Annotated in this window: 7 protein-coding genes; all 7 read left to right on the forward strand. The window is 68.7% G+C overall.

Annotated features, from left to right (window positions below):
- Positions 1-98 precede the first annotated feature (98 nt).
- The 7 genes from E0W60_RS10600 (at position 99) to E0W60_RS10630 (ending at position 12,239) form a co-directional block, all read left to right on the forward strand.
- On the forward strand, positions 99-1,649 hold the full coding sequence (locus E0W60_RS10600) for an acyl-CoA carboxylase subunit beta (protein WP_135703901.1): 1,551 nt from the start codon (positions 99-101) through the stop codon (positions 1,647-1,649).
- A gap of 51 nt (positions 1,650-1,700) precedes the next feature.
- A complete protein-coding gene (locus E0W60_RS10605; RefSeq protein WP_135703902.1) occupies positions 1,701-5,018 on the forward strand; it encodes an acetyl-CoA carboxylase family protein in 3,318 nt (1,105 codons plus the stop codon).
- Between the two features lie 42 nt (positions 5,019-5,060).
- Positions 5,061-7,532: a CaiB/BaiF CoA-transferase family protein gene (locus tag E0W60_RS10610; RefSeq protein WP_135703903.1), complete on the forward strand. Its 2,472-nt coding sequence runs from the start codon at positions 5,061-5,063 to the stop codon at positions 7,530-7,532.
- 44 nt (positions 7,533-7,576) lie between these two features.
- Entirely contained in the window at positions 7,577-8,605 is a 1,029-nt protein-coding gene (locus E0W60_RS10615; RefSeq protein WP_135703904.1) for a tripartite tricarboxylate transporter substrate binding protein, read from the forward strand.
- A 196-nt stretch (positions 8,606-8,801) separates the two neighbouring features.
- Positions 8,802-10,148, forward strand: a complete 1,347-nt coding sequence (locus tag E0W60_RS10620) for an MFS transporter (RefSeq protein ID WP_135703905.1) — start codon at positions 8,802-8,804, stop codon at positions 10,146-10,148.
- Between the two features lie 94 nt (positions 10,149-10,242).
- Entirely contained in the window at positions 10,243-10,863 is a 621-nt protein-coding gene (locus E0W60_RS10625) for a TetR/AcrR family transcriptional regulator (protein ID WP_135703906.1), read from the forward strand.
- Between the two features lie 158 nt (positions 10,864-11,021).
- A complete protein-coding gene (locus E0W60_RS10630) occupies positions 11,022-12,239 on the forward strand; it encodes a YbfB/YjiJ family MFS transporter (protein WP_135703907.1) in 1,218 nt (405 codons plus the stop codon).
- The last annotated feature ends 5 nt before the right edge of the window (positions 12,240-12,244 follow it).

Here is a 12,244-nt window from a genome sequence, read left to right on the forward strand (position 1 = left end):
TCAATGAAATCAACGCGTAATCGAGCGCCCTGTGGCTGGCACGGCTCCTGCGGAAGTGTTGGCGACACATGTGCCGCGCAAAGACACAGGAGAGGACAGTGAGCTGGCAGCCCGAAATCGATGAACTGGCCTACCGCCGGCGGCTTGCCGCCCGGATGGGCGGCGAAGGCAAGGTGGAACGCCACAAGGCGGCCGGCAAGCTGACGGTGCGCGAGCGTATCGATGCCCTGGCCGATCCCGGCTCGTTCCGCGAGGTCGGGGGCCTGACCGGCAGCGGCCGCTATGACAGCAACGGGCGGCTGGTGGACCTGGTTCCCTCGAACCTGGTGATGGGCCGCGCGCAGGTCGGCGGCCGGCCGGCGGTGCTGGTGGGCGACGACTTCACCGTGCGCGGCGGCGCCAACGAAGGCGCAGTGGGCGACAAGCTGATCCACGCCGAAAAGATGGCGCACGACCTGCGGCTGCCGATGATCCGGCTGGTCGACGGCACCGGCGGCGGCGGTTCGGTGCGCAATATCGAGATCAAGGGCCATACCCTCATCCCCACCATGAAGGTCTGGCAGCACGTGGTGGAGAACATGTCCGTGGTGCCGGTGGTGTCGCTGGCATTGGGATCCGTGGCGGGCATGGGCGCGGCCCGCGTGGCCGCCAGCCATTATTCGGTGATGGTCAGGGAAACCTCGCAACTGTTCAACGAGGGCCCGCCGTCGGTGGTGGCCCGCGTGGGCGAGGAACTGAGCAAGAACGAGCTGGGCGGCAGCCAGATCCACACCCGCAACGGCGTGGTGGACGACGAGGTCGGCAGCGAGCAGGAAGCCTTCGCGTGCGCGCGCCGGTTCCTGTCGTATCTGCCGCCTTCCGTTTTCGAGCTGCCGCCGCGGAGCGAGCCCGACGACGACCCGGCGCGCCGCGACGAATGGCTGCTGTCGGCAATCCCGCGGGATAACCGGGCGGACTACAGCATCCGGCCCATCGTGCAGGCGCTGGTGGACGCCGATTCCTTCTTCGAGATCGGCATGCACTGGGGCTGCGCCGTCATCACCGCGCTGGCACGGCTGGATGGCTGGCCGGTGGCGGTGATCGCCAGCGACCCGTCCTTCCATGGCGGCAGCTGGGACAGCGCCAGCGCCGAGAAATTCACGCGCTTCGTCGACATGGCGCAGGCCTTCCACCTGCCGGTGGTCAACCTGGTCGATACGGCCGGGTTCCAGGTCGGCCTCGAGGCCGAAAAGGCGGGAATCATGCGCTACGGCGTGCGCGCGCTGTCGGCGCTCTACCAGGCCACGGTGCCGTGGTGCTCGGTGATCCTGCGCCGTGCCTACGGCGTGTCGGCAGCCGGCCACCAGCACATGGGGCGCTTCAATTTCCGCTACGCGTGGCCCTCCGCCAACTGGGGCGCATTGCCGATCGAAGGCGGCCTCGACGTTGCCTACAAGGCCGAGATCGAAGGCGCCGACGATCCGGTGCAGAAGCGCGCCGAGATCGAGCTGCGCGTGCGCAGCCTGACGTCGCCGTTCCGCAGCGCGGAAGCGTTCGTCATCGAGGACATCATCGACCCGCGCGAGACCCGCACGCTGCTGTGCGAGTTCGCCAACCTGGCGGCGCCGCTGCGCGAAGCCGGCATCAGCCGGTTCGGCATCCGGCCCTGAGCGGCCAGGCACCCACGGCACAGACATCGAAATACAAACGAGGAGACTGCATTGAAGAAGCTGTTGATCGCCAATCGAGGTGAGATCGCGCTGCGCGTGCTGCGTGCCGCACGCGATCTTGAAATCGGGACCGTCGCGGTCTATTCGCAAGACGACCAGGGCGCGCTGCACCGGATCCTGGCCGACGAGGCCGTTGCCCTCGATGGTGCCGGGCCGGCTGCGTACATCGACATCGCAGGCATCATTGCCGCGGCGAAAGCATCCGGTTGCGATGCCATCCATCCGGGCTATGGCTTCCTCAGCGAACGGGCCGATTTTGCCCAGGCCTGCCACGAGGCCGGCATCCGCTTTATCGGCCCCACCGTCGAGCAGTTGGCGCTGTTCGGCGACAAGGGGCGGGCACTGGAACTGGCGGCCGACAGCGACGTGCCGGTCATGCCGGCCACGCGCGGCGCAGCGTCGCTCGAGGAAATCACCAGCTTCTTCGACCAGCAAGGCGGCGCGGGCGTGGTGATCAAGGCGGTCGGTGGCGGCGGCGGGCGCGGCATGCGCGTGGTGCGCCGGCGCGAAGAACTGGCCGAAGCCTATGCGCGCTGCCGCTCCGAGGCGGGCTCGGCGTTCGGCATCGATGCCGTCTACGCCGAGCGGCTGGTGGCCCGCGCGCGCCATATCGAAGTGCAGATCGCCGGCGACGGCGCGCACGTCATTGCCCTCGGCGAACGCGACTGCACCCTGCAGCGCCGCTTCCAGAAGCTGGTGGAAATCGCCCCCAGCCCGGTGCTCAGGCCGCAGCTGCGCGAGCAGATCATCAAGGCGGCGCTCAGGCTGGCGCGCCGCGTCAGCTACCAGAGCCTGGGCACCTTCGAGTTCCTGGTCGAGGAAACCGAATCCGGCGAGCAGAAGGATTTTGTCTTTATCGAAGCCAATCCCCGCCTGCAGGTCGAGCACACCATCACCGAGCAGGTCACCGGCGTCGACCTGGTCGCGCTGCAGATCGGAATCGCCGCGGGACAGACCCTCTCCGATCTCGGCCTGGACCCCGCTGCGCCGCCGCAACCCCGCGGCTATGCCATCCAGGTGCGCATCAACGCGGAAATGACCGACGCGCACGGCCTGGCGCGCCCTGCGCACGGCCGCCTGGAGCGCTTCGATCCGCCTTCGGGCCCCGACGTCCGCGTCGATTCCCATGGCTACGCTGGCTATGAACCGTCGCCCAACTTCGACACCTTGCTGGCCAAGCTGATCGTCAGCAGCGCGGCGCCGAAGTTCGATGCGGCCGTGCGGCGCCTGCAGCGCAGCCTGGCGGAGTTCCGCATCGCCGGCGTGCCGACCAACCTCGACCTGCTGCGCGCGCTGGTGCAGCGCGACGATTTCCTCGCGCAGGATGTCCATACCCGGCACTTCGAAGCGATCGTGCAGGAGCTGACCGCATCGGCGGAGGCCATCGCGCAGGCCGGACGCGCGCAGGAAGCCTTGCTGGGCGGCACGGCCCGTGCTTCGCACGCGCTTGCGCCGCGCCACGCCGATGCGGAAGAGGAGGTCGGCGAGGGATTGGTGGCGATCCGTGCGCCGCTGACCGGCAGGGTGGTGGAGATTGCCGTCGCGCTGGACGAGATCGTCAAGCCGGGGCAGACCGTCGCGGTGCTCGACGCCATGAAGATGGAGCACGCCATCGCCGCGGAATGCGGCGGGCGCGTGGTCGACCTGCGGCTGGAGCCGGGCGCGCTGGCAGCCGAAAACCAGGTGCTGATCGTGCTGGAGCAGCTCGAGGCCGATGGCATCGCCGTGGCTGCCGCCCAGCAGCTCGATCCGAACGCGATTCGCGCGGACCTGCAGCGCGTGCTGGACCGGCATGCCTACCTGGATGACGCCGCGCGCCCCGATGCCGTTGCCAGGCGCCGCTCGCGCGGGCAGCGCACCGCGCGCGAGAACGTCGCCGACCTGTGCGATGCGGATACCTTCGTCGAGTATGGAGCGCTGGCACTCGCCGCGCAGGCTTCGCGCCGCAGCCAGCAGGACCTCATTGCCAACACCCCGGCGGATGGCCTGATCACGGGCATCGGCAATATCAATGGCGAACTGGTCGGCAAGGATCGGGCGCGCAGCGCGGTGATGGCCTACGACGCCACGGTGATGGCCGGCACGCAGGGCAAGCGCAACCATATCAAGACCGACCGCATCGTGGAGGTGGCGCTGCGCGACGAGCTGCCGCTGGTGCTGTTTGGCGAAGGCGGTGGCGGCCGGCCCGGCGACGTGGATTTCCCTTCGGTATCCGGGCTGTACCAGCCGTCGTTCGCCGCCTTTGCCGAGCTAAGCGGCAATGTGCCGGTGGTGGGCATTGTCTCGGGGCGCTGCTTCGCCGGCAACGCAGCCTTCCTCGGCTGCTGCGACGTCATCATTGCCGACCGGTCGGCCAATATCGGCATGGCGGGACCGGCCATGATCGAAGGCGGCGGCCTCGGCATCTTCAGCCCCGAAGAGGTCGGGCCCGCATCGGTGCAGCATGCCAATGGCGTGGTCGATATCCTGGTCGACAACGAGGCCGAAGCCGTGCAGGCAGCGAAGCACTATCTGTCGATGTTCCAGGGCCGCGTGGCGCACTGGAGCGCACCGGAGGCGCTGGCGCTGCGCCATGTCGTCCCCGAGAACCGGCTGCGCGTCTACGACACCCGCAAGGCCATCGAGGGCATTGCCGATGCCGGCAGCGTGCTGATGCTGCGCAGCGGCTTCGGCGCGGGCATCCACACTGCGCTGGCCCGCGTGGAAGGGCAGCCCATCGGCATCATGGCCAACAACCCCTATCACCTTGGGGGCGCCATCGATGCGGATGCCGCGGACAAGGCGTCGCGCTTCATGCAGCTGTGCGATGCGCATGGGCTGCCGATCGTCTCGCTGATCGACACCCCCGGGTTCATGGTCGGGCCGGAGGTCGAGGCCCGCGCACAGGTGCGGCACGTGTCGCGCATGTTCCTGACGGCGGCCAAGCTGCGTGTCGCGCTGCTGGCGGTGACGCTGCGCAAGGGCTACGGGCTTGGCGCCATGGCCATGGCGGGCGGCGGCTTCCGCTCGGCCAGCTTCACCGTGTCGTGGCCGACCGGCGAGTTCGGCCCGATGGGCCTGGAAGGCGCGGTCAGGCTGGGCTTCAAGAAGGAGCTTGAGGCGGTGCCGGATGGCCCCGAGCGCAAGGCGCTGTTCGACCGGCTGGTGGCCCAGTCCTACGAGCGTGGCCACGCGATCAACACCGCGGCCGCCGTCGAGATCGACGCGGTGATCGACCCCGCGCAGACACGGAAGTGGATCGCACAGGGCATCGCCTCCGCGGAAGTGCGCAGCCGCAGGGAGCGCCGCGGCTTCATCGATGCGTGGTAAGCGCCGTGCCTGACGAGCCCACAGACAGAGCCAGGAGTTTTCATGATCAAGCATGGTATTGACCCGGCGCAGCTGGCGCTGGGTGGGTTGCGCGTGCTCGAAGTCGGCAGCGGGCCTGCGCTGGCGTACGCAGGCAAGCTGTTTTCCGATTTCGGCGCCGAAGTCATCAAGGTGGAAAGCCCGTCCGGCGACGCCTGGCGGCGGATGCCGCCCATGGTCAGCGCAGCGGGGGCCGCGCAGCCGGAAAGCGCGCTCTTTGCATGGCTGAACACCAACAAGCGCAGCGTCACCGCGCACGACGGTAACGCCGAGGACCGCGCATGGCTGGCCCATCTGGCGCGCACGTGCGACGTGGTGCTGGATGCCCGTGCGCTGGCTGAAGGCCCGGGCATCCTCGGCACGCCGGTCTGGCAGGGCATGGCCGATGAAGCGCGGGGGCAAGAGCCGATCGAGGTGGCACTCACCTGGTTCGGCGAAAGCGGACCATACAGCCATTACGCTGGCGCTGAAGCAGTATGCCGCGGACTTGCCGGCGCCGTGCATGGCAGCGGCCCCACAGATGGGCCGCCACACATGCCGCACGACGTGCAGTCGGCGATCGTGGTCGGCTTGAGCGCATTCTCGGCCGCCGCCGCGGCGCTGATCGGGAGCGGGCAGGGCAGCCGCCGCTATGTGCTGAGCGCCCACGAATCCATCTTCAGCGTGGTCGAGATGGAAGCGGGCATGGTGCAGGACAAGCGCCATCCGCTCCAGCGCCTTGGCGTCAACCGGTTCTGCGGCACGCATCCGGCCGGGATCTACCAGACCGCCGAAGGGTGGATCGGCATCTTTACGCACACCCTGCCGCAGTGGAAGGGCCTGTGCGAGGCCATCGGGCGTCCGGACCTCGGCAGCGATCCGCGCTACGCAAGCGGCCCGGAGCGGATGGCGCGCGCGGACGAGATCGACGCGCTGCTTCTGCCTGCGTTCCTGGCGCGCACGGCCCGGCAGTGGTTCGAGATCCTGGGCAACAAGAAGCATCCCGCCGTGATCGTGCCGACGATGGAGACCCTGCTCGGCCAGGAAGTGCATCGGCAGCGCGGTGCCTTCGTGCCGGTCGGCGTGGGCGGCGCGTCGCTTGAAGGCCCGGTGGTGCCGCTACGCCTCGACGCGGCGGGTCCGCTGCCCGGCGGGAATGCGCCGGCAAAGGGCGAGCATGACCTGCACTATCGAACCTCGGGGCTGGATCATCGCCCGCGTCTGAGCCTCAGGCGAACGGCAGGGGAGCGCTTGCCGCTGCAAGGTATCCGCGTCATCGACCTGACGATGGGCTGGGCGGGACCGCTTGCGGCGCGGACGCTGGCCGACTTTGGCGCGGAGATCATCAAGGTCGAAAGTACCGGCTATCCCGACTGGTGGCGCGGCGCCAATTTCACCGAGGCTTTCTATCGGGACAGGCTGTACGAGAAGAACTCGAACTTCAACCTGATGAACCGCAACAAGCTGGGCATCACGCTGGACCTGACGCGCCCCGAAGGCAAGCAGTTGCTGCTGCAGCTGGTCGAAGGCGCCGACGCGGTCATCGAGAATTACTCCGCGGAGGTCTTGCCAAAACTAGGGCTGGACTACGAAGCGCTGCGCGCCAGAAACAAACGGCTTGTCATGCTGTCGATGCCGGCCTTCGGGCTCGGCAATGCGTGGAGCAATACCCGCGCCTACGGCGGCACGCTGGAGCAGGCCAGCGGGCTGCCGCTCTACACGGGGCACCCCGATGGCCCGCCGGCGATGACGTCATACGCCTACGGCGACCCGATCGGCGGCCTCAATGGTGGCGCGGCGATCCTGCTCGCGCTGTTTGCCCAGCAAGCGACGGGGCAGGGGCGGCACATCAACCTGTCGCAGGTGGAGGCCATGTTGCCGATGGCCGCGCCGTTCATGCTGGAGCAGTCCATCTCCGGCGCCGTATCGCCGCGCCAGGGCAATCGCCATCCGATGTACGCACCCCATGGTTGCTTCCGCTGCGCTGGCGACGATGCGTGGATCGTGCTGACTGTTACCGACGCGGACTGGCCCGCGCTATGCCGGGCGATCGGACGGGCGGACCTCTCCGCCGATCCGCGGCTGGAGCAGGGAGCGGGGCGGCGCGCCGAGGCGGACAGGATCGAGCAGGCGATCGGGTCCTGGTGCATGGCGCGGGACGCCGAACAGGCAATGCACCTGCTGCAACAGGCCGGGATCGCCGCTGGCGTGGTGCGTCCCATGTCGCAGGTGCTGCAGGACGCCCATCTGCGGTCGCGCGGATTCTGGTGCGAAGTCGAGCGCGCCCATATCGGCACCTACACCAGCAGCACTGCCTGGTTCAGGACCGGGCCAGGCCCTGTGCCCATCCGCAATGTCGCGCCGACGCTGGGCGAACACACCGAAGCGGTGTTGAGCCGCGTGCTTGGACTGGGCGCGGAGCAGATCGCAAGCCTGGAGCGGCAGGGCATCACCGGCACCGTCGCGAAACCAAAGCACGCGAAGGAAACGCCATAGGCCGGCAAGTATTCAGCACACCATTACTACGATACGGAGACGATATGAACAAACCGACATGGATCCAGCGCTGCCAGGCAAGCGCAAAGGCCGGCAAGTTCAGCATGGCGGCAGCCGCGCTGGGCATCCTGGCCGCGACGATGGCCGCGCCGGCTGCGGCGCAGAATAACGGCTGGCCCAGCAAGCCGATCCGCATGATTGTCCCGTTTCCGGCGGGGTCGTTCACGGATACCGTGGCGCGGGTGCTTTCGGAGCGCCTGACCAAATCCCTCGGCCAGCCCGTGGTCGTGGAAAACAAGGCCGGAGCGAACGGGCTGATCGGTGTCGGCGAGGCCGCCAGGGCCGCGCCCGACGGCTATACCTTGCTGGTCACCAACTCCAGCAGCATCACCATCAATCCGCAGATCTACAAGAAAGGGACTTACTCGCCGAAGGACTTCACGCCGGTCACCCTGGTTCTCGAAGCGCCATTCATCCTTGTCACCAATCCGGACTGGTCGCAGAAGAACTCGGTCGGTTCGGTACCGGAGCTGGTGCGCTACGCGACGCAGCATCCCGGCAAGGTCAGCTATGGCTCGGCCGGACCGGGCAATATCGCGCATCTCAGCTTTGCCATGCTGAACAACCGGGCAAAGATCAAGACCACGCACATTCCGTACAAGTCCGCGGCGCAGGCACAACTGGCCGTGATCAGCGGCGAACTGGATACTGCCTTCGATACCTGGACGGCACTGCCGCAGATCAAGGCCGGCAAGCTCAAGCCCATCGCCGTCAGCGCATCGAAGCGCATGGCGCAGTTGCCGGATGTGCCGACGCTGGAGGAACTCGGCATTGCGCCCTTCAACGTGACCTTCTGGATCGGCATGCTGGCACCGGCCGGCACGCCGCCGCAGATCGTCCAGAAGCTCCATTCGGTGATGCAGGGGGTTCTCGAGGACGGCAAGGCGAAGACAGCGCTGGGACAGCAAGGCGATGTCGTGATGATCGATCCGGCCAACTTTGCGAAGCGCGTGGAGAAGGAAGAGGGCAACTGGACGGCGGTGATCCAGCGCGAAGGCATCACGCTGGACTGACCCGGCAGACTGCACGGCGGCGGACGGGAATCCTGCGGGAAATGTGCATACATATGAAGCCCTGTTCAGCACGCTGAAGCGTTTTCCCGTATCGTGTCGGTCTGGTGCTGCCACTGGCGGCCACCGGTAACCGGCAACGACAGTGTCAAGCACAGCGCCCCTTCCCTCCGCGTCTGCCGCCGCCGCAGACAACGCCATGACAGCGCGCGAGCGCCGCGGCATGGCCGCCATCCTGATCGCGGTCGCCCTGGCGACCCTCGATACCGCCATCGCCAATACGGCGCTGCCCTCGATCGCCGCCGACCTGCGCGCCACGCCGGCGGCGTCGGTCTGGGTGATCAATGCGTACCAGCTGGCCATGGTCGCCACGCTGCTGCCGTTCGCGGCGCTGGGCGGCATCCTGGGGCACCGGCGCATCTATCTTGGCGGCGTCGCGGTATTCACCGTCGCGTCGGTCATCTGCGCGCTGGCGTGGTCGTTGCCGACGCTGGCGGCGGCACGTGCGCTGCAAGGCATCGGCGCGGCCGCGATCATGAGCGTCAACACGGCGCTGATCAGCTCGATCTTTCCGATGCACAGGCTGGGGCGCGGGGTGGGATTGAACGCGCTGGTGGTCGGGGTGTCGTTCGCGGTGGGGCCGACGGTGGCGTCGGTGATCCTGTCGTTCGGCACGTGGCCGTGGCTGTTTGCCGTCAACCTGCCGATCGGTCTGCTGGCGCTGGGGATCGCGCGCGGCGCGCTGCCGCAGACGCCGCGCGGCACGCAATCTTTCGACCGGGTCGCGGCGCTCCTCAACGTGGTGGCCTTTGCCGCGCTGATCTTCGCGCTCGGCGAGGGCGCGCAGCGCGCGCCGCTGCACGAATCGCTCGCGGCCGCCGGCGTGTTCGTAGTGGCGTTCGGGCTGCTGGTCTGGCGCGAACGCGGCCGGCCCGCGCCGATGCTGCCGCTGGACCTGTTCCGCCGGCCGATGTTCGCGCTGTCTACGCTGACCGCGGTGTGCTCGTTCGCGGCGCAGGGGCTGGCGTTCGTGTCGCTGCCGTTCTACTTCCAGCATGTGCTGGGGCGAGGGCAGGTCGAGACCGGGTTCCTGCTGACCCCATGGTCGGTGGTGGTGGCGCTGATGGCTCCGCTCGCTGGCCGGCTTTCCGACCGCTATCCGCCCGGCCTGCTGGGTGGCGTGGGACTGGCGGTGCTGAGTGCGGGCATGGTGTCGCTGGCGCTGTTGCCGGACAATCCCAGCGCGCTCGATATCGGCATCCGCATGTGCATCTGCGGGGCCGGCTTTGGCTTTTTCCAGTCGCCCAACCTGAAGGCCCTGATGGCCAGCGCGCCGCGTGAGCGCAGCGGCGGCGCCAGCGGGGTGATTGCCACCGCGCGCCTGCTCGGCCAGGCCACCGGCGCCGCGCTGGTGGCGTTGTGCTTCGGCATCGGCGGAACCCACGGTCCGGGGCTGGCCCTGGCGCTGGGCGCCGCGTTTGCCGCGGTGGCGGCGATAGCGAGCTGGCTGCGGCGGGTCGCGCCCGACCCGCTGGCGCCGGCCTGACCCTTGCCTGACACTTGCATCGAGCATGGCCTTGTGTTTTGTATCGATCGATCTATAATTCGTTTCATAGCGAACGATACAAAATCGAGCGACCATGGCCAGACCCCGCAAATTCGACGAACAGACCGCGCTGACGGCGGCGCTGGATGCCTTCTGGGCGCGCGGCTACGAGGCCACGTCCACGCGCGACCTGACCAGTGCCATGGGTATGACCCAGCCCAGCCTGTACAACGCCTTCGGCGACAAGCGCTCGCTGTTCCTGCTGGCGCTGGAAGGCTATGTCGAAGCCAGCATGCGCGAGCGGATCGCCCGGCTGGGCACGACGCTGCCACCCGGCGCGGCCATTTCGGCGTACCTGTCTGAAAGCCTGGAGCGCTCACTGGCGGATCCGCTGCACCGCGGCTGCCTGCTGGTCAACACCGCACTGGAAGTCACGCCTGACGATCCCGGCCTGCAGCAGAAGGTCGCGGACGCATTCGCCGAAATCCGCGCATTCTTCCGCGACCGTTTCGCCGCCGCGCAGCAGCAGGGCGCGGCCAGCACCGGCGTGTCGGCCGACGACGCTTCGGCACAGCTGCTGGCGACGCTGCTCGGCATGCGCGTGCTGGCTCGCTCCGCCCCCCAGCGCGCCTTGCTCGAGGCGGCTGTGCGGCCGACGCTGGCGCTGCTCGGCCTGCCGCCACTGAGCGCGGCCGCGGTGCCCGGCACCGACTGATTCCCGCCATCCCGGCCTGACCTTTCCCGTTTGTAGCTCCCGGACACGCCGCCCAGGCAGCGTGGCGGGCAGCTGCATGCCCTTTTTCCGGCGCCATGCCTGGCGCCGATGGCCCCGTTTTGCCCGGCGCAAGGGCGGGGGCCACACCGGAGATTCCCATGTCCAGACCTGCCGGCCTCTGCGCCGCCCCCACCGCGCCCGATCCCCTGGCATGGCGCGAGATCTACGCCGCGCTGTGCGGCCTGTGCGCGAGCCTCGTCGCCATCGGCCTGGCGCGCTTTGCCTACACCGCGCTGGTGCCGCCGCTGATCCAGTCGCACTGGTTCCCGGCCTCGCAGACCGTCGCGCTGGGCGCGGCCAACTTCGCCGGCTACCTGGCCGGCGCCTTGCTGGGCCGGCCGATGGTATCGGTCTGGTCCAGCCGCACGGTGCTGCGCGCGTTGATGCTTGCCGCCACGCTGGCATTCTTTGCCTGCGCGTGGCCTTTGTCGGTGGCGTGGTTCTTCGGCTGGCGCTTTGTCTCGGGGCTGGCCGGGGGCGGCATCATGGTGCTGGTGGCGACCTCGATCCTGCCGCATATCCCGGCGCCGCGCCGCGGGCTGGCGATGGGCACGATCTTCGTCGGGCTTGGCCTGGGTATCGCTGCCTCGGGCACGCTCGTGCCGCGCCTGCTGCAGTTCGGCCTGCGCGAGACCTGGCTGGGGCTGGGCGCGTTGGCGCTGGCGCTGACCGTGTTCAGCTGGTTCGGCTGGCCCGGCCCGCTGCCGCAATCCGGTGCGGGCGCGGCGGCAAAGGCACCGCCGGCAGCGGCGCGGCGTCGGCTGCAATGGCTCTACGCGCAATACGCGATCAATGCGTTCGGACTGGTGCCGGCGATGCTGCTGCTGGTCGACCTGGTCGCACGCGGGCTGGGGCGCGGCAGCGAGGTCGGCGCATCGTACTGGGTGCTCTATGGCCTGGGCGCGATCGCCGGGCCGCTGGTGTGCGGCTTTGCCGGCGAACGCATCGGCTTCGGCGTTGCCTATCGCGTCGCGCTGCTGCTGCAGGGACTTGCCGCGGCGATGCTGGCATTGTGCGGCGATCCGCTTGCGCTGGGCGTGGCGGCGGTGGTCCTCGGTGCCTTCACGCCCGGCATTGCGCCGCTCGGACTGGGCGCGATCCAGGAGGCGCTGCCGCACGACCCTGCCGCGCAGCGCGCCGCATGGAGCCATGCCACCAGTGCCTTTGCGCTGTTCCAGGCGCTGGCCGGCTACGGCTATGCATGGCTGTTTGCGCATTCGCATGAGAACTACGCGCTGATCTTCGGCTGCGGCGCGGCGGCGCTGGCACTGGCGCTGGTGTTGAGCCTGGCCGGCCAGCGCCGCGCGGCACCGTGAACGTC

The organism is Cupriavidus oxalaticus (genome assembly GCF_004768545.1).
Lineage (GTDB): Bacteria > Pseudomonadota > Gammaproteobacteria > Burkholderiales > Burkholderiaceae > Cupriavidus > Cupriavidus oxalaticus_A.

Excerpts from the sequence above, each read along its gene's own strand:
- E0W60_RS10610 (WP_135703903.1), top strand. The coding sequence starts at position 5,061 with ATGATCAAGCATGGTATTGACCCGGCGCAGCTGGCGCTGGGTGGGTTG.
- E0W60_RS10615 (WP_135703904.1), top strand. The coding sequence starts at position 7,577 with ATGAACAAACCGACATGGATCCAGCGCTGCCAGGCAAGCGCAAAGGCC.
- E0W60_RS10620 (WP_135703905.1), top strand. The coding sequence starts at position 8,802 with ATGACAGCGCGCGAGCGCCGCGGCATGGCCGCCATCCTGATCGCGGTC.
- E0W60_RS10625 (WP_135703906.1), top strand. The coding sequence starts at position 10,243 with ATGGCCAGACCCCGCAAATTCGACGAACAGACCGCGCTGACGGCGGCG.
- E0W60_RS10630 (WP_135703907.1), top strand. The coding sequence starts at position 11,022 with ATGTCCAGACCTGCCGGCCTCTGCGCCGCCCCCACCGCGCCCGATCCC.